This window comes from Pseudonocardia yunnanensis, assembly GCF_039534065.1.
Classification (GTDB): domain Bacteria; phylum Actinomycetota; class Actinomycetes; order Mycobacteriales; family Pseudonocardiaceae; genus Pseudonocardia; species Pseudonocardia yunnanensis.
This window is the reverse complement of record NZ_BAAAUS010000063.1, coordinates 163754-181745: the sequence shown is the minus strand read 5'-3', so window position 1 is coordinate 181745 and position 17992 is coordinate 163754. Positions and strand designations below refer to the sequence as shown.

General features: G+C 69.0%; 16 protein-coding genes. 12 read left to right on the top strand and 4 right to left on the bottom strand.

Annotation, left to right across the window (positions count from 1 at the left end):
- Nucleotides 1–43 precede the first annotated feature (43 nt).
- Entirely contained in the window at nucleotides 44–532 is a 489-nt protein-coding gene (locus ABD743_RS41435; RefSeq protein WP_344729730.1) for a GNAT family N-acetyltransferase, read from the top strand.
- Between the two features lie 30 nt (nucleotides 533–562).
- On the opposite strand, the gene ABD743_RS41430 is transcribed toward ABD743_RS41435, so the two are convergent.
- Together ABD743_RS41430 and ABD743_RS41425 are read right to left on the bottom strand one after the other, a co-directional pair.
- Nucleotides 563–1906 carry a cation:dicarboxylate symporter family transporter gene (locus tag ABD743_RS41430; protein ID WP_344729729.1) on the bottom strand — a complete coding sequence of 448 codons (1344 nt, stop codon included), beginning with the start codon at nucleotides 1904–1906 and terminating at the stop codon, nucleotides 563–565.
- A 57-nt stretch (nucleotides 1907–1963) separates the two neighbouring features.
- Nucleotides 1964–3133, bottom strand: a complete 1170-nt coding sequence (locus tag ABD743_RS41425; RefSeq protein WP_344729728.1) for a mandelate racemase/muconate lactonizing enzyme family protein — start codon at nucleotides 3131–3133, stop codon at nucleotides 1964–1966.
- Between the two features lie 96 nt (nucleotides 3134–3229).
- Between ABD743_RS41425 and ABD743_RS41420 the strand changes: the two genes are divergently transcribed.
- Complete coding sequence (locus ABD743_RS41420) at nucleotides 3230–3895, top strand: GntR family transcriptional regulator (RefSeq protein ID WP_344729727.1); 666 nt, start codon at nucleotides 3230–3232, stop codon at nucleotides 3893–3895.
- A gap of 8 nt (nucleotides 3896–3903) precedes the next feature.
- Here the strand turns inward: ABD743_RS41420 and ABD743_RS41415 are convergent, their stop codons facing one another.
- Nucleotides 3904–4698, bottom strand: a complete 795-nt coding sequence (locus ABD743_RS41415; protein WP_344729726.1) for an IclR family transcriptional regulator — start codon at nucleotides 4696–4698, stop codon at nucleotides 3904–3906.
- A gap of 246 nt (nucleotides 4699–4944) precedes the next feature.
- On the opposite strand from ABD743_RS41415, the gene ABD743_RS41410 reads away from it, so the two are divergent.
- From ABD743_RS41410 to ABD743_RS41380, 7 genes are all read left to right on the top strand, one after another.
- Entirely contained in the window at nucleotides 4945–5733 is a 789-nt protein-coding gene (locus ABD743_RS41410) for an enoyl-CoA hydratase/isomerase family protein (RefSeq protein ID WP_344729725.1), read from the top strand.
- 190 nt (nucleotides 5734–5923) lie between these two features.
- Nucleotides 5924–7084, top strand: coding sequence for an acyl-CoA dehydrogenase family protein (locus ABD743_RS41405; RefSeq protein WP_344729724.1), 1161 nt, complete (start codon nucleotides 5924–5926; stop codon nucleotides 7082–7084).
- 19 nt (nucleotides 7085–7103) lie between these two features.
- Nucleotides 7104–7922: an SDR family NAD(P)-dependent oxidoreductase gene (locus ABD743_RS41400; protein ID WP_344729723.1), complete on the top strand. Its 819-nt coding sequence runs from the start codon at nucleotides 7104–7106 to the stop codon at nucleotides 7920–7922.
- A complete protein-coding gene (locus ABD743_RS41395; protein ID WP_344729722.1) occupies nucleotides 7919–8677 on the top strand; it encodes an N-acyl homoserine lactonase family protein in 759 nt (252 codons plus the stop codon). The genes ABD743_RS41400 and ABD743_RS41395 overlap by 4 nt, the downstream gene beginning before the upstream one ends.
- Nucleotides 8677–9843: a CaiB/BaiF CoA transferase family protein gene (locus tag ABD743_RS41390; RefSeq protein WP_344729721.1), complete on the top strand. Its 1167-nt coding sequence runs from the start codon at nucleotides 8677–8679 to the stop codon at nucleotides 9841–9843. The genes ABD743_RS41395 and ABD743_RS41390 overlap by 1 nt, the downstream gene beginning before the upstream one ends.
- Nucleotides 9840–11024: a beta/alpha barrel domain-containing protein gene (locus ABD743_RS41385; RefSeq protein ID WP_344729720.1), complete on the top strand. Its 1185-nt coding sequence runs from the start codon at nucleotides 9840–9842 to the stop codon at nucleotides 11022–11024. Before ABD743_RS41390 ends, ABD743_RS41385 begins: the two co-directional genes overlap by 4 nt.
- 49 nt (nucleotides 11025–11073) lie before the next feature.
- Complete coding sequence (locus ABD743_RS41380; RefSeq protein ID WP_344729719.1) at nucleotides 11074–12444, top strand: MmgE/PrpD family protein; 1371 nt, start codon at nucleotides 11074–11076, stop codon at nucleotides 12442–12444.
- Between the two features lie 37 nt (nucleotides 12445–12481).
- On the opposite strand, the gene ABD743_RS41375 is transcribed toward ABD743_RS41380, so the two are convergent.
- Nucleotides 12482–13528 (bottom strand): LacI family DNA-binding transcriptional regulator, encoded by a 1047-nt coding sequence (locus ABD743_RS41375; protein ID WP_344729717.1) that lies wholly within the window; start codon nucleotides 13526–13528, stop codon nucleotides 12482–12484.
- Between the two features lie 121 nt (nucleotides 13529–13649).
- Here ABD743_RS41375 and ABD743_RS41370 point away from each other — a divergent pair, with 121 nt between their 5' ends.
- From ABD743_RS41370 to ABD743_RS41360, 3 genes are read left to right on the top strand one after another with little or no spacing between them, the layout of a single operon-like run.
- Complete coding sequence (locus tag ABD743_RS41370; RefSeq protein ID WP_344729715.1) at nucleotides 13650–14978, top strand: MFS transporter; 1329 nt, start codon at nucleotides 13650–13652, stop codon at nucleotides 14976–14978.
- Nucleotides 14921–16165 (top strand): enolase C-terminal domain-like protein, encoded by a 1245-nt coding sequence (locus ABD743_RS41365; RefSeq protein ID WP_344729713.1) that lies wholly within the window; start codon nucleotides 14921–14923, stop codon nucleotides 16163–16165. The genes ABD743_RS41370 and ABD743_RS41365 overlap by 58 nt, the downstream gene beginning before the upstream one ends.
- On the top strand, nucleotides 16162–17838 hold the full coding sequence (locus ABD743_RS41360) for a glycoside hydrolase family 13 protein (protein WP_344729712.1): 1677 nt from the start codon (nucleotides 16162–16164) through the stop codon (nucleotides 17836–17838). The genes ABD743_RS41365 and ABD743_RS41360 overlap by 4 nt, the downstream gene beginning before the upstream one ends.
- The last annotated feature ends 154 nt before the right edge of the window (nucleotides 17839–17992 follow it).

Below are 17992 nucleotides of genomic sequence, written 5' to 3'. Positions count from 1 at the left end.
ACGATCTCGACGAGCACCGCCTCCGGGTCGGCATGCTGACCCCGTGAAGGCCGTGATGAACGATGCGACCGTTCGGCCGGCGGGCGTCCTCGACCTGCCCGTACTGGCCGAGCTGCGCTGGCAGTTCCGCACCGACGGCACCGAGCCGACCGAAGATCGGACGGCGTTCGAGAAGCGCTTCTGCGAGCGGGTGAGCGCCTCCTTCGACGACGGCAGCTGGCGGGCGTGGGTCGCCACGGACGACGGCGAGGTGGTCGGCCACATCTACGCCTCGCGGATCGGGAAGCTGCCCAACCCGGTGGACGAGGCCGAGACCCACCTCTACCTCAGCAATCTCTACGTCCGCCCCGAGTACCGAGGACGTGGTCTCGCGGCGGCCCTGCTCGATGCCGCGCTCGCCGACCTCGATGACATCGACGCCACGATCCTGTGGGCGCGCCCGGGGACGGCGGGCCTCTACGCGCGTTACGGCTTCGGCGAGTCGCCGGAGATCCTCGAACGCCGCCCCCTCACCGCGACCACCGCCGAGTAGGCCCGGCGTCTAGTTTCCGCGACACCAGGGTCAGGTTCCCGTTCCGACGGAGCTCGCGGGCGACCTGTCGCCGCCGGTCACCTCCGGCCGCATCCGCAGCACGGCTCGGGCCCGGGTGACGTCGAAGTCCTTCTCCCATTTCCCCACCACGATCGCCGCAACGGCGTTGCCCAGCACGTTGATGAAGACCCGGCCTTCGTTGAGCAGACGGTCGACACCGACGATCAACGCGAGCGCCGCGAGCGGCACGTGCCCGATCGCGGTGATGCTGCTTGCCAGCACGATGAATGCACCACCCGCGATCCCGGCGGTTCCCTTGCTCGTCAACATCATGATCCCGACCATCGTCAGCTGTTGCTGCCACGACAGGTCGATCCCGACGGCCTGCGCGAGGAAGAGCGACGCCATGGTCAGGTAGATCGCCGACCCGTCGAGGTTGAACGAGAACCCGGCGGGAATCGTGATGCCGACGACGGGACGGCCGACGCCGAGGGCCTCGAGCTTCTGCACCATCTGCGGGAGCACCGCCTCGCTCGAGCAGGTGCTCAGTGCGACCAACAGCTCCGCCCGCAGGAAACGCATGAGCCCGAACAGGCTCAGCCGGCACGCCCGCATGATCGCCCCGAGCACCACGAGGATGTAGACGACGCACGTCGCGGTGAACAGGACGACCAGGTAGCCGAGCTGTTGCAGGCTGGCCGCGCCGTAGGTGCTGACCACCGTTGCCAGCGCTCCGAACGTGCCGATGGGCGCGAGTCGCATCACCCACGAGACGATCTTGAAGACGACCTCCGACAGCGCACCGATGCCCCGGGTGAGGATCTGCGCCCGCTCTCCCGAGACGTTGAGGGCCACCCCGAACAGGATCGACACCAGCAGCGCCGAGAGGATGTTGTCCCCGGTGAGCGCGCCGAACAGCGTCTCCGGGATCAGGCTCGACACGAAGTCCGTGAAGCTCGCGTGGCCACCTCCGCTCACACCGGGGATGTTGCCGGCGTCGAGGGTGGCCGGGTCGATGTTCATCCCCGCGCCGGGATGGAACACATTGGCCACTACGAGGCCGATCACCATCGACACCAGCGAGAAGACGATGAAGTAGACGATCGCCTTGATCCCGATCCGCCCGGCCTTGCGCAGATCCTCCATCGCGGCGATGCCCGTGGTGACGACACAGAAGACGACCGGGACGACGATCATCTTGACCAGCGCGATGAACCAGTCGTTCAGAGGTTTCATCGCGGCGCCGAAGCCAGGGAAGAGAACGCCGACAGCAATTCCGAGGACGGCACCCAGAACCACCTGGAACCACAGCTCACGCAGCAGCCGGACGGGGCGGGACCGAGACAGAGGGTCGGCGACGTTCGACTGGGACATACCGAACTCCTTGCACAGCAGTGTGTGGCGTTTCAGCAGGGGAGGCAGTGAGGCGCGTCAGCTGTGCAGCTCGCGTAGCACCGGGTAGAACGCGGCCTTCGCCTCGAGACCGATCCCCGGCAGGTCCGTGAGGCCGACGTGTCCGTCGCGCACCACGGCGCCGTCGGCGAAGCCACCTGCGGGCTTGAACTCCCCGGGATACGACTCGTTGCCACCGAGTTTCAGCGCGGCGGCGATGTGCAGGGAGAACTGGTGGCCACCGTGCGGGATGCACCGGCGGGAGTCCCAGCCGTGCTGTCGCAGCATGTCCTGGATGCGCAGGTATTCGACCAGCCCGTAGCTCAGGGCCGGGTCGACCTGGATGGTGTCGCGGTCGGGCCGCATCCCCGCGTACCGGACGAGGTTGCGGGCGTCCGGCAACGAGAACAGGTTCTCGCCGGTGGCCAGCGGACCCCGGTAGTGCTCGGCCAGGGTGGCGTGCAGGTGGTAGTCGAGCGGGTCGCCTGGCTCCTCGTACCAGAAGAGGCCGTAGGGCTCGATCGCGCGGCCGTACTCCAGGGCGGTCTCCAGGTCGAAACGGCCGTTGACGTCCACCGCCAGCCGGGATCCGTCGCCGCCGACGACGTCCAGGACGGCCTCGATCCGCCGCAGGTCCTCCGCCAGTTCGGCGCCGCCGATCTTCATCTTGACCACGCGGTAGCCGAGGTCGAGGAAGCCCTTCATCTCGTCCTGCAGCTCGGACAGGCCCTTTCCGGGCGCGTAGTAGCCGCCGGCGGCGTAGACGAAGACCGACTCGTCGGGCCGGCCGTCGCCGTAGCGCTCGGACAGGAACCGGTAGAGCGGCTGACCGGCGATCTTCGCGGCGAGGTCGAACAGCGCCATGTCGACGGCGCCGACCGCGACAGACCGTTCACCGTGACCGCCCGGCTTCTCGTTCCGCATCATCACGTTCCACGCCTTCGCCGGGTCGACGAAGGTGCCGTCGTCGGCGAGAAGATCGTCCGGGGAGGCCTGCAGCAGCCGCGGCAACATGCGCCGGCGCAGGATCTCCCCCGCGCTGTAGCGACCGTTCGAGGTGAACCCGTACCCCACGACGGGCTCACCATCACGGACCACGTCGCTGACGACCGCGACGATCGAGCAGTCCATCGAGCTGAAGTCGATCCACGCGTTGCGGATCGACGAGCTGATCGGCACGACACCCTCATGCACGGAGACGATCTTCATTGGCGCTCCTCGTAACTTATAAGATGTTCTAGACGCTAGGCTCCGTATGAGTCCGAACGCAAGAGCGACCTGGTCCCGGAAAGAAGTGATGGGCCGATGGCCGGCACGAACGTCTTCTCGAGCAAGAGCGAGGTCGCCTACGCCGAGATCCGCGACCGCATCCTCTCGGGAGCCCTCGCCCCCGGTTCACGACTGGCGCAGTACGAACTCGCCGAGTCCCTGCACATGAGCATCACGCCGTTGCGCGAGGCCATCCGACGGCTCAGCAGCGAAGGCCTGATCGACCTCGACACACACCGGGACGCGCGCGTCGCCCGCATGGACGCCGCCGAGGCCCGGCAGCTGTTCGAGGTGCGCCTGTCTCTCGACCCCTCAGCGGTCGAGCTCGCGGCAGCCCGTCGTACCGAGGCCGACATGGATGCGATGCGGGCGGCCGCCGAACGACTGTTGCCCGTGACCAGGCAGTGGGGCGAGGAGGCGCTCACCGCGCACCGTGAGTTCCACCAGGCGCTGTACCGGGCGTCCCACAACGACGTCATGGTCCGGTTGCTCGACGACCTGTGGGACAAGTCGGACCGCTACCGGCGCATCGGTCTCGTGCTGCCGCCCGGCGACGAACCGCGCACCCGCGACCTCAACGAACATCGTCAGATGATGGAGCTGGTCATCCGTGGTGACGGCGAGCGCGCGGCCGAGCTGATGCGCAACCACATCCGGCTGAGCCTCACGGCGTCGGCGATCGAGGTGCTCGAAGCACGCTGAGAACGGGTTCAGCGTTCGGTCGGCAGCCGCTGCGCGTTCGCGACGTGACCGAGCTGGCGGGAGAGCTGCGCGGCGCCCTCGGTGACCAGCTGGGCCCATTCCATGTCGCTCTTGTGGTCCCAGCGGCTGGAAGGCACCGAGATGCTCATCGCGGCCACCATGCTGCCGCCGTGGTCGTAGACGGGGGCGGACACGCACGACACGTCGTCGTTCGACTCGCCGTGCTCGAAGGCCACCCCCTCGCCACGGATCCTCTCCAGCTCACGCTCCAGCTTGCGGACCGAGGTCAACGTGCGGGGCGTCAGCGCCGACAGCGGCCGGTTCTGGGGCAGACGCGCGCGTACCGCGCTCGACGGCAGCCCCGCGAGCAGCATCTTGCCCACCGCCGAGCAGTGGGCGGGTAGCCGGCGACCCACGGCGGAGACCATCCGGACCGATCGAGTGCTGTCGACCTTCGCGATGTAGACGACGTCGCTCCCGTCGAGCACCGCCACGTGCACCGTCTCGTCACAGAGGCCGGCGACCTCCCCCGCCACGCGCCGGCCCTCGCGGGCCAGGTCGAGCCGCTCCGAGTAAGCGCTGCCGAGCTGGAAGACCCGCACGCCGAGGCGGTAGCGCGACGAGTCCTCGCCGGTGCGGGTGAGGTAGCCGCGCGAGACGAGGGTGTTGAGCAGCTCGAAGACGGTGGTCCGGGGCAACCCGAGCCGTGCGGCGACGTCGCGCGGGCTCAGCTCCGCGTCGACGTCGAGGAACAGCTCGAGGATGTCCATGGCGCGGACGACCGCGGGGACGGTGCGACTCATGATCGGCTCTCGCCGCTCGTCGTCGACAACCTGCAGCTGTGCAATTCAGACATTTCGCCGCCCACTCGTCAGGCCGTTGACCTCCGCAGCCCGGACGATCTAACGTCGAATTGGTCGATCCGCCGACACTCGTTCGAAATACCGAACATGGCCGGTCATCGTAGCCGAGTTGGACGGGAGCACCGTGGATCCCACTCCGTACGAACCAGGAGGAAGCACACAGCTGATCGCCCGGGAGGTGCGGGCGTGACCGAGCGGCACAACGACGTCGTGTACGAGGTCGACGAGCACGTCGCCTACCTGACCATCGACCGGCCCGAGCGGCGCAACGCGATGAGCACCGCTGTGGCGAGCGAGCTCGTGCGGCGGTTCAGCGAGGCGAGCATCGACGACGACATCTGGGCCGTCGTGCTCACCGGAGCAGGCGACAAGGCCTTCTGTGCCGGTGCCGACCTCAAGGAGTTCGACGAGCTCGCCCGGCAGGGCAAGCAGATCCCGGTGCCGATGACCGGCACCGAACGCAACGTCTACGAGACGATCACCGAGACGTACAAGCCGACGATCGCGGTGATCAACGGTCCCGTCCTGGCCGGCGGCTGTGAGCTCGCGCTGGCCTGCGACCTGCGCATCGCCGCTGATCACGCCGTCATCGGCATGCCTGAGGCCAAGCGCGGCATGGGCGCCAACTTCGCGACGGTGCTGCTCCCCCGGCTCATCCCGCGGGCGGTCGCGCTGGAGATGCTCTACACCGGCGAGCCGTTGAGCGCCGAGGAAGCTCTCAAGTGGGGCCTCTACAACAGGGTGGTCCCCTCGGCCGACCTGCGCGATGCGGCCGAGAAGCTGGTGCGCTCGGTGGTGGCCAACGCGCCGCTCACACTGCGCCGCTACAAGGAGATGGTCACCAAGGGCTGGGAGCTGCCGGTGCACTCCGCCTTGCGGCTCTCCGTCGGGCCCAACCCCTACCTCTCCCAGGACCGCGAGGAGGGCATCCGCGCCTTCCTGGAGAAACGCCCGCCGAACTGGCAGGGCCGCTGATCCACCCCCTGGCTCCCGCGTTCAACGGTGATGCGAAGGAGACCGATCGATGCGCGTGCCCAGATCCGCGGCAGCGTGGATGTTCCGGATTCCTGCTGTCCGAGCAGATGTCCCGCCCGGCGGATACGCGCTGCGGTGGCGGAGATCCGCGCTCTCGCCCTGGCTTACCTGTGACCGATAGAGGAGCGTTGTGGACTTCGAACTGACCGACGACCAGCGGGCGATCCGGGACGCCGTCGCCGAGCTCTGCACGCGGTTCCCGTCGGAGTACTGGCGGGAGCGGGACGCGAAGCTCGAGTACCCCGTCGAGTTCGTCGATGCGCTCGGCAAGGCCGGGTGGCTCTCCGTGCTGATCCCCGAGGAGTACGGCGGAGGCGGCGGCACCGTCGCGGACGCGGCGCTCATCCTGGAGACGATCAACCGCTCCGGCGGCACCGGGGTGCCGGCGCACGCACAGATGTACACGATGGGCACGGTGCTGCGGCACGGCAGCGACGAGCAGAAGCAGCGGCTGCTGCCCGAGATCGCGGCCAACACCCTGCGGCTGCAGGCCTTCGGTGTGACCGAGCCCGACGCCGGCTCCGACACCACCCGCATCCGGACGTTCGCCGCCCGCGAGGGCGACCACTACGTGGTGAACGGCGCGAAGATCTGGACCTCGCGATTCCAGCACTCGGACTACATGCTCCTGCTCACGCGCACCACCCGCTACGAGGACGTCGAGAAGAAGACCGACGGCCTGTCCGTGCTGCTGGTGGACCTGCGCGAGGCCGGCGACGCCATCTCGGTGCGGCCGATCCGGACGATGACCTCGCACGAGACCAACGAGGTCCGTATCGAGAACCTGCGCGTGCCGGTGCAGAACCGGATCGGCGAGGAGGGCAAGGGGTTCCGCTACATCCTCTCCGGACTCAACGCCGAGCGGATCCTGGTCGCCTCCGAGGTGCTCGGGGACGGCTTCTGGTTCATCGACCGCGCCACGGCGTACGCCCGCGAGCGGGTGGTGTTCGGCCGCCCCATCGGCCAGAACCAGGGCGTGCAGTTCCCGCTCGCGCAGGCCTACGCCGATCTCGAGGCCGCAAGCCTCGTGCGGTGGAAGGCGGCGGCGAAGTTCGACGCCGGGGAGCAGCCCGGATTCGAGGCGAACGCGGCGAAACTGCTGGCGTCCAAGGCGAACTGGGCGGCGGCCAACGCGGCCATGGACACCTTCGGCGGCTACGGGCTCGCCGAGGAGTTCGAGATCGAGCGCAAGTTCCGCGAGGCCCGCCTGCCGATGGTGGCGCCGGTGAACAACAACCTGATCCTCGCCTACATCGGCCACCAGGTTCTCGGCCTTCCGAAGTCGTACTGAGCCTCGAGAGGGAGACAGCATGGATCTCGGCCTGACGGACAAAGTCGTCGTCGTCACGGGGGGCAGCAGCGGCATCGGACTCGAGACCGCGCGGCACTTCGCGTCCGAGGGCGCGCGGGTGGTGATCGCGGCACGCCGTGAGGAGCAGCTGGCCAAGGCGGCGGCCTCGATCGCCGAGTCGACGGGCGCGTCGGTCGACACGCTCAGCACCGACGTCACGAAGCTCGCCGACCTCGACCGGCTCGTCGCCCACGTGACGACGGCCCACGGCCGGATCGACGTGCTGGTCAACAACGCCGGAAACGGCACCTACAAGCCGTTCCTCGAGGTCACCGACGAGGAGCTGGTGCAGGGTATGGAGATCAACTTCTTCGCCCAGTTCCGGCTCACGCAGCGGTTCGCGCCGATGATGATCGAGCAGGGTGGCGGCGTGGTGGTCAACGTGACCGGCGAAACGGCGATCCGGGTCACCCAGCCGCCGTTTCGCTCGTCGTGCACCGGTCCGGCGAAGGCGGCGGAGAACCGGCTGAGCAAGATCCTCGCCACCGAGCTGGGCGAGCACGGCATCCGCGTGGTCGCCGTGGTGCCCGGGTTCGTCAACACCGAGGAGCGCTTCGCACGCTGGGGCGAGGGCCTCGGCGGTGGGCTCGACGCGGAGAACGACAGAGCGGCCGCCGCCGAGCGCAGGCGGGAGTGGGGCCGGGGCATCGCGCGTCCCGGCCACGAGTGGGGCACGCCGCAGGAGCTGGCCGACCTCATCGTCTTCGCCGCCTCGAAGCGGGCCACGTTCGTCAACGGCGCCGTGCTCGTGGCCGATGGAGGGGACGACAAGTCGTGAACGCCAAGCTGAAGATCCACGCGCTGCCGGCCGGGGTGCTGAGGAACTTCCCCGTCGCCGCTGTGCAGTACCAGCGTGGATGGGGAGAGTTCCACGACGTCCCGCAGATCATGTTCGTGATCACCGGCGGCGACCACCCGATCATCGTCGACTCCGGCACACCCGAGCCCGAGTTCGTGCGGGAGCACCACGGGTACGACTTCCACCGCTCGCCCGACGAGGATCCCCTTCGGACGCTCCGGGGAATCGGCGTGGATCCCGAGGACGTGCGGACGATCATCCACACGCACCTGCACTGGGATCACTGCGGCAACAACCACCTGTTCCCCAACGCGAGGTACGTGGTGCAGAAGGCAGAGCTGCTCTACGCCGTCGACCCGGCCGCCCCCACCCGCACCGCCTTCGAGAACACCGACCGGATCAGCCCGCCGTGGGCGCCGATGCTCAACCGCTTCTCGACGGTGACGGGGGACGTCGAGATCGCGCCCGGAGTCGAGGTCGTGGCGCTGCCCGGGCACACGCCCGGCTCGCAGGGCGTGCTCGTGACCAGCGGGGGCGAGCGGTACCTGCTCGCCGGCGACACCTGCGACACCAGGGCGAACTGGGAGGGCGACGACCGGCTCGCGCACATCCCGTCCGGGTCGTTCACCAATCTCCTGGACTACATGGAGTCCTTCGCGAAGATGGACCGGCTCGGCGCCGAGGTGATCCCCAGCCACGACCCGGCCGTGCTCGAGATCGCGGAGTTCGGCTGATGTTCGGCTCGCTCGCGGGGATCAGGGTCGTCGACGTCACGATGAGCGTGGCGGGACCGTTCGCCACGCTCATCCTCGCCGACCTGGGCGCCGACGTGATCAAGGTAGAACGCCCGGGGGTCGGCGACGACACACGCAGCTGGGGGCCGCCGTTCTGGGAGGGCGAGAGCTGCCACTTCTCGGCGCTGAACCGCAACAAGCGCAGCGTCGAGCTGGATCTGAAGGATCCGGAGGGGGCGGCGCACTTCCGTGAGCTGCTCACCACCGCCGACGTGTTCGTCCAGAACCTGCGTCCAGGTGCCCTCGCCAAGCTCGGCTTCGGCTACGACGACGTCGCCGCGATCAACCCACGCCTCATCTACTGCGACATGACGGGCTACGGCTCGGACGGGCCCCTGGCCTCCTCCCCCGCGTACGACCCGTTGATGCAGGCGTTCAGCGGTCTGATGAGCCTGACGGGCGAGGACGGCAGGCCACCATCGCGGATCCCGGTGTCGGTGCTCGACCAGGGCACGGGGATGTGGACGGCGATCGCCGTGCTCGACGCGCTGCGCACCCGCGATCGAACGGGCCTCGGCACGCACCTGGAGACCTCGCTGCTCAGCACTGCGCTGATGTGGCTGCCGGGCCAGTTCACCGGCTACTTCGCGGCAGGGGAGGTACCCAAGCGCCTCGGCTCGGGCACCGTCGGCATCTACCCCTACGCGGCCTTCCCGACGGCCACCGGCCACGTGATCATCGCCGCAGGCAACCAGAACCTCTGGACCAGGCTCTGCACGGCCCTCGACCGCACCGACCTGCTGTCCGATCCGCGCTTCGACCAGAACGCCGACCGGGTGGACCACCGCGACGAGCTCTTCGCCGAGCTGTCGGCGACGCTCGCGAAGCACGACTCCGATCACTGGGTGAGCGTTCTCGGCGACGCCGGGGTGCCGATCACCCCGATCCAGACGCTCGACGAGGTGGCCGCGCACGAGCAGGTGGCCGCGATCGGCGCGTTCCAGCAGGTGCCGCACCCGCGGATCCCCGGCTACACATCGATCGCGTTGCCCGTTCGCGGCCCGGACGGCCGGCCCGAGTTCCGCATGGCACCGCCGCTCTTGGGCGAGCACACCGACGAGGTCCTCGCGGAGCTCGCCGATCGCCGGAAGGAGGTCGAGGAATGACCTCGACGGAAGGCACGCTGACCGGCCGACTGCCGGGGACGATCGCCGGACCGCCCGGTTTCCCCGACGTCGTGCTGGTCGAGGAGGGCATGCGCGAGGGCCTGCAGATCGAGGACGCCGGCGTGCCGGTGAAGGACAAGATCCGGCTGCTGGACGCGCTGTCGGCCACCGGACTGCGGCGGATCGTCGTCGGCAGCTTCGTCAGTCCGAAGTGGACGCCGCAGATGGCGGGGATCGACGAGATCGTCGAGGGCTTCACTCCTGCACCCGGCGTCACCTACACCGCGCTCGCTCTCAACTCCCGGGGCGTGGAGCGGCGGGCGACCTACATCCCGCACAAGCTCTCGCTCGAGGACGAGCGCCCGTTCACGCGGGTGCACCTGTGCGACGTCTTCGCGCAGCGCAACACCAACCGCTCGCAGCAGCAGGAGATCGACACCTGGTCCGGGATCGTCGAACGTGCGGCGGCCGACGGCGTGACCGAGGCGGAGATGGGCGTCAACGCGGCCTGGGGCTCGAACTGGCTGGGCCCGTTCCGCCACGAGCAGCGGATGGAGCTGCTGGAACGGCAGTACGCGATGTGGACCGATCACGGCATCGCGGTCACGAAGGTCTTCCTCGGTGACCCGATGGGCTGGAACCTCCCCCACCACGTCGAGGCGGACCTGCGCGCGATCCAGGAGCGCTGGCCATCGGTCAGCACGTTCCACCTGCACCTGCACAACACCCGCGGCATGGCTCCGATCAGCGCATACTCCGCGCTGCGGACCGTCGGCGAGCACTGCACGGTGATCCTTGACGCGAGCATCGGCGGTATGGCCGGCTGCCCCTACTGCGGCAACGGCCGGGCCGCCGCACTCACCCCGACCGAGGACCTCGTCCACCTGCTGGACGGCCTCGGCTTCGACACCGGCGTGGACCTCGACAAGCTGATCGAGACCGTGGTGCTCGCCGAGGAGATCCTGGGCCACCGGCTGTACGGCCACGTGTCCAAGGCAGGCGGGTGCCCGCAGGGTGCCGCGCTGTACCCGATGGACCTGCCGTTCATCGAGACGCTGGAGCAGGCGCAGCACTTCCGGCTCGGCCCGCCCAGCTACGAGGGGGCGATGTCGCCCTGGAAGGAGCCGATCACGTCCCCGTTCCGGAAGGACCCGACCACGCCCCGGAAAGACAAGGCCTGATGCGCACCGTGCCCACGCTCATCACCACGACGCCTCAGGGAGGCAGCCGATGACCGAGAACGTTCCCGAGGTGACCCACGGCATCGCCGAGTACGCGGTCAAGGCGGACGTCTCCGCCGCACCACCCGACGTGCTCGACCTCGCACGGCGCACCCTCGTCGACACGGTGGGAATCAGCATCGCCGCGCGCGCCGAGGAAGCCGTGCAGATCCTGCTGCGAACGCCGGGCACCGCACCCGGCGCGGGCACGTCCACCGTTCTTCCGACGGGGGCCCGGACCGACGCACCCACAGCGGCGCTGATCAACGGCACAGCGGCGCACGCGCTGGACTACGACGACGTCACCGAGCAGATCTACGGGCATCCCAGTGTGGTGCTGTGGCCTGCGATCCTCGCTGCGGGCGAGCAGGCCGGGGCAGGCGGGCGCGACCTGCTCGACGCCTACCTCATCGGGTTCGACGTCGTGACGGCGCTGGCCGAGGGGTTCGCGCTGCGCGAGCACTACGGGCGCGGCTGGCACTCCACCGCGACGCTCGGCGTGGTCGCCGGGGCCGCCGCGGTGTCCCGCCTGCTCGGCAGCGACGTCGAGCAGACCCGCTCCGCCCTCGGCCTCGCCGCCACGATGGCGGGTGGGAGCCGGCAGAACTTCGGCACGATGACCAAGCCGCTGCATGCGGGGCTCGCCGCTCGCGACGCCGTGCTCGCGGCGTCCCTGGCCGCCGGCGGGTTCACCGCCGACCCTGCGCAGCTGGAGTCACCGCTCGGCTACTTCAACCTCTACGGCGACCGCACCCGGCTGGGCGGCGTGCTGGCTGCGCTGGAGCAGCCGTGGGCACTGCGCCGCCACGGGATCAACGTCAAGAAGTACCCCGCCTGCTACAACACCCAGCGCACTGCCGACGCCACACTCCGCCTGGTGGAGCGGGAGCAGCTCGACCCCGCCGAGGTCCGCCGGATCCGCGTCACGCTGGAGCCCGGCGGGATGGACCCACTGATCCACCACCGCCCGGCCTCCGGGCTGCAGGGCAAGTTCAGCGGCGAGTACGTCGCGGCGGCAGCGGTGCTCGACCGGTCGCTCGGCCTGCGCACGTTCACCGACGAGTCGGTCATCCGGCCCGAGGCGCGCGAACTGGTGGAGCGCGCCGAGGTGACCGAGTCGGCGACGCCGCCGGTAGGGGCGCCGGAGTGGGAGTACTCGTTCGCCGTCGTGGAGGTCGACACCGTCGGCCGGGGCACGCTCAGCGAGCGCACCGACGTGCCGCGGGGCGACCATCGCGCGCCGCTGACCCGCGACGAGCTGGAGTCGAAGTTCCGTGACGCGGTGGACTTCTCCGGCACCGGGTGGGACGCCGACGCACTGCTCACACGTCTCTGGAGCATCGACACGACCAGCCCGTTCGGTGGCGTCATGAGCGCGTAGATCGGTCGTGTGCGCGGCGGGACGCGAGGGTCGAACGTCAGCGAGCGGCCTTCTCGCGTGGCGGATGAGCGTCGCTCTCGCCCGGCACGATCTTCATCGCCCACACCTCCTGCACCGGCTGATCGTCCGGGCAGTCCGGCGTGAGCCTGCCGAGGACGATCTCCCCGAGCCGGCGTCCGTAGTCGTCCAGCGACACCTCGAAGCTCGTCAGCGACGGCAGGAGGTGATCGCACACCGGGTTCTTGCGAAAGCCGATCACAGCGAGATCGGAGCCGGGTTCCACCCCCGCCTCCCGCAGACGGCGGTAGAGCCCGATCGCGAGCGTTTCCTGGGCGAGGACGACCGCGGTAGGACGCGGGGACATGGCCAGGAGCCGATCCGCAAGAATCGCGCCGCCCTCGGGCATGTCCGGCACCCGGATCTCCCACCCGCTGTCCGTCGGCAAGCCGTGCTCGGCGAGTGCGCGGCGATAGCCCCGGACGAACTCGAACGTGCTGGTGATGTCGCGGTCGTCGGACGCGAGGGCGATCCGCTCGTGTCCGAGGCCTGCGAGTCGCGCGACCGAGTGGGCGGCCACACCCTCGAAGTCGAGATCGAGCCATGCGTGATCACTCACACCGCCACGCCCGAGCGCGACGAAGGGGACGGCCCGCTGCGTCAGGTACTCGATCCGGCGGTCGACGCGGTGGGTGTTGGAGACGACATAGGCGTCGGCGAGGTGCCGATCGACCGCGTTGACCAGGTACTGGTCGGGGTCGGCGGACGCCCCGACGGGAAGCAGCACGAGGTCGAGCGACTTCGTGGCGAGCACCTGCTGCAGTCCGTCGCAGAGGCTGAAGTAGAAGGTCTCGCCCATCTCGGTGCGCGCCGTGTTGGTCTGGATGACGAGCGCGACGGTGCCCGTGGCACCTCGCCGCAGCGTGCGTCCTGACTGGTTCGGCTGGTAACCGAGGCGCTCGGCGGCGGCCGTGACGCGCTCCCTGGTGGCCGCGCTCACGTCCTCGCGCGCGTTCATCGCACGGGAGACCGTGCTGATGGACATGCCCAGCTCGGCGGCCAGTTCCCGGATCCCCACCCGGCTCATGCGTCCCTCATGCGTCCTCATGCATCCATCGGCCTCATTCGGACATTATGGCCCGTCTTCCGGCTCCGGAAACGTTTCCGGTACGGTCGCGGCGAACCCAGTCGAGTCCAACGGAGGATCGATGCTCGAGTCCCGGGTGATCAGAAAACTGGCCGTGAGGCTCCTCCCGGTCCTGATCGTCGGCTACTTCATCGCGATCATCGATCGCGCCAACCTCGGGGTCGCGGCGTTGACCATGAACGCCGACCTCGGTATCAGCGCGGCCGCGTTCGGCGTGGCCGCGAGCGTGTTCTTCGTTCCGTACGTCCTGCTCGAGGTTCCGTCGAACCTCGCCCTCCAGCGGTTCGGTGCCCGCTGGTGGATCGCACGGATCATGGTGACGTGGGGCATCCTCTCCGCCGCCCACGTCCTGGTCTGGGACGTCCCGAGCCTCTACGTCGCCCGCGCTCTGCTCGGCGCGGCCGAAGCCGGCTTCTTCCCCGGCGTGATCTTCTACCTCACGCTCTGGTTCCCCTCGGCCTACCGCGGCCGCATCATGGCGATCTTCACCGCTGGCATCCCGGTCGCGCTGATCATCGGGACCCCGCTGTCGGGCCTGATCCTCGAGATGGAAGGCGCGCTCGGCCTGCACGGTTGGCAGTGGGTCTACCTCATCGAGGGCCTGCCGGCCGTCGTCCTCGGAGTCCTGATCCCGTTCCTGCTCCCGGCGAGCCCCGACAAGGCGAAGTTCCTCACCGCCGAGGAACGCACCTGGATCACCGACACACTCGCGCGGGAGCGCGCCGAACGCGAAGCCGTCGATGCCGGCGGACACGCGGGGCGCGGTCGCGCTGTGCTGCGAACACTGTTCAGCCCACAGGTGCTCATGTTCGCGTTGGCCTACTACGGCCTCACGAACCTCAACGGCGCCGTCAGCACGTTCCTCCCGCAGATCCTCCAGCCCTTCGGCCTGGGCACCACCGAGACCACCTTCGTGGCCGCGATCCCGTACGTGTTCGGGCTGCTCGGGATGCTCGTGCTCGGGCGCCTCGCCGACCGGCCGGGCCTGCGCGCGGCGAGCATCTACGTGGCGCTGGGCATCTCGTTCGTCGGCCTCGTCGCCTCCGCTCTCTTCGACGAGCCGATCATCAAGCTCGTCGCGCTGTGCGTGGCGTCCGTGGGCGTGTTCGGGGTTCTCCCGACCTTCTGGGGCCTGCCCACCGCGATCATGACGGGGGCGGCCGCGGCGGGCGGGATCGCCCTGATCAACGCACTGGGCAACCTGTCGAGCGTGGTCAACCCCGCTGTCATCGGCGCCATCCGCGAGAGCACCGGCGACTTCAACGGTGGGCTGCTCTGGCTCGCCGCCATGTCCGTGGTGGCGATGATCGCGCTGGCGATCATCCTCGCCGTGTGGAAGCCGACGAGGAGCGCCGCCGTGCCGACGACAGAGAAGGGAGCGCGGGTGTGATCATCTCGGAGGTCCGGCTGCGGCGTCTGACGGGAACGATGCCCACGGACGGCGACTACTGGGAGGACCGCCTGGTCCGTCCGCTCGACGTCTACCCCGAGTACCGCTCCCGGGACGACCACGAAGGTGGTGTGCAGACCCCGGACGGTTTCGTGATCACGGCTCATTTCGTCGAGATCGAGACGGACGACGGGCTGGTGGGGCGCGCCGGTCCGGTCCCCGAGAACGTCGCCTGGCTGGTCGCCCGCGACCTGCGCCCCCTTCTGATCGGACGCGATCCGATCGCGGGCGAGAAGCTCTGGGACCAGATGCACCGCAGCCAGGTCCACGGACGCCAGGGCGTGCCGATGCTCGCGATCAGTGCGGTCGACTGCGCGCTGTGGGATCTGCGGGGCAAGTGGCTCGGCCGGCCGGTGTTCCGCCTGCTGGGCGGCCCGACGCGGGACACCGTGCCCGCTTACGCCTCGATGCTCGGGTTCTCGGTTCGCGATCTCGAACTCGTGCGGGAGCGGGCGATCGAGTACAAGGAACGCGGCTACCGGGCGCAGAAGTGGTTCTTCCGCTACGGGCCCACCAGCGGCTATGAGGGGTTGCACGCGAACGTCGACCTCGTGCGGACCGTCCGGGAGGCGGTGGGCGACGACTACGACCTCATGTTCGACTGCTGGCAGTCGATGGACGTCTCCTACGTCACCGAACTCGCGTCACGCCTCGCGCCCTACCGTCCTCGATGGCTCGAAGAGGTCGTGATGCCCGACCGGATCGACGGCTACCGGCGACTCCGGGACCGGCTCGACATCCCGCTCGCGGGCGCCGAGCACGAGTACACGCGGTGGGGGTTCCGCCGGTTCGTCGACTCCGGCGCGCTCGACGTCGTCCAGCCGGACATCTACTGGTGCGGCGGGCTGTCCGAGACGTTGAAGATCGCGGCCTACGCGACGGCCCACGATCTCGTGGTCATCCCGCACGGGCACTCGGCGGCGGCGACGCTGCAGTTCTCGCTCACCCAGTCGCCGATGCACACGCCGTACCAGGAAGACCTCGTCAAATGGAACGGCATCCACCAGTACTTCCTGGCCGATCCCGTGGTGCCCGTGGCCGGGATGCTGCATCCCACCGACCACGCGGGTATCGGCATGGAGCTCGACCTCTCCCACGCAGCCACCGACGAGTTCGTCCTCGCATGACCACCGACGCGTGGTGGCGAACGGCCACGGTCTACCAGATCTATCCCCGCAGCTTCGCCGACTCCGACGGCGACGGGGTGGGCGACCTTCGGGGAGTCATCTCCCGGCTCGATCACCTCGTCGCTCTCGGTGTCGGCGCCCTCTGGCTCTCCCCGATCTATCCGTCCCCGCAGGACGACAACGGCTACGACATCAGCGACTACTACGACATCGACCCGATGTTCGGCACGCTCGACGACTTCGACGAGTTGCTCCGCGAGGCGCACGCCCGAGGCATCCGGGTCGTGATGGACCTCGTCGTCAACCACACCTCCGACGAGCATCCGTGGTTCGTGGAGTCGCGTGATCCCGCGAGCGCGAAGCGGGACTGGTACTGGTGGCGGCCGGTGCCGAACAACTGGGGATCGCGTTTCTCCGGGCCGGCATGGGAGCTCGACGACCGGTCCGGCGAGTACTACCTGCACATCTTCTCCCGCAAGCAACCGGACCTGAACTGGGAGAACGCCGACCTGCGCCGGGAGATCCACCGGATGATGCGCTGGTGGCTCGATCGTGGGGTCGACGGCTTCCGCATGGACGTCATCAACTTCATCTCGAAGCCGGTCGACCTCCCCGACGCCCACCTCGCCGACGGCGCCCTGTACGGCAACGCCGAGGCGCTCTACACCAACGGCCCACGGCTGCACGACTTCCTGCAGGAGATGCGCCGCGAGGTGTTCGCCGGGCGGGACGCCGTGCTCCTGACCGTCGGCGAAACCCCCGGAACGTCGGTGGACGACGCGCGCCTGCTCACCGACCCGTCACGCGGTGAGCTCGACATGGTCTTCCAGTTCGACCACGTGGAGATCGACCAGGGACGCGACAAGTGGGACGTCCGCCCGCTCGACCTCGTCGCGTTGAAGCGGACGTTCGAGCGCTGGCAGGTCGGCCTGTCCGAGACCGGATGGAACAGCCTGTACTGGAACAACCACGACCAACCCCGAGTCGTCTCCCGGTGGGGTGACGACACGGCGTACCGGGAGGAGTCCGCGAAGCTCCTGGCAACGGTCCTTCACCTGCACCGTGGCACGCCCTACGTGTTCCAGGGCGAGGAGCTCGGGATGACGAACACGCGTTTCCGCTCGATCGACGACTTCGCCGACATCCAGTCACGCAACTACTACACCGAGGCCGTGACGCGGCGCGGCGAGCCCGCGGAAGTGGTCCTCGACGCGCTCCGCGCACGCTCTCGGGACAACGGCCGTACCCCGATGCAGTGGGACGACACCGAGAATGCCGGGTTCACCACCGGGACTCCGTGGCTGCGGACCAACCCCAACTTCGTGCACATCAACGCTGCCGCTCAGCTCCACGACCCCGGTTCCATCTTCGCGCACTACCGGGCACTGATCGCCCTGCGGAAGTCCGAACCGGTCGTCACGGACGGCGTCTTCACCCTGGTGCTGCCCGACGACCAGACGATCTACGCGTTCACGCGCACGCAGGCGGAACGCGGACTGCTGGTGCTCGCCAATTTCTCGTCCGACGCCGTCGTCGTCCCGGACGGGGCGGTGGCAGGCTGGTTGGGATCGCAGCTGGTCATCGGCAACTATCCCGACTCACCGCCGACGCTTGACCGATCGGTGCGGCTGCGGCCGTGGGAGGCGGTCGTCGTGCGCCGCGACAACGGCTGAGCCTGGATCCACCGGAGAAGTGCGCCGGTAAGGGCGGGGCGTGACCCACGAATTCCCCTCTGAGCGGGGAAGATGTGCTTGCCACGGCAACATCGATCCTCGCAAAGAAGGGCATCTGCCGGATGCGACTATCCCCGCACCGGGTGGCCAGCGC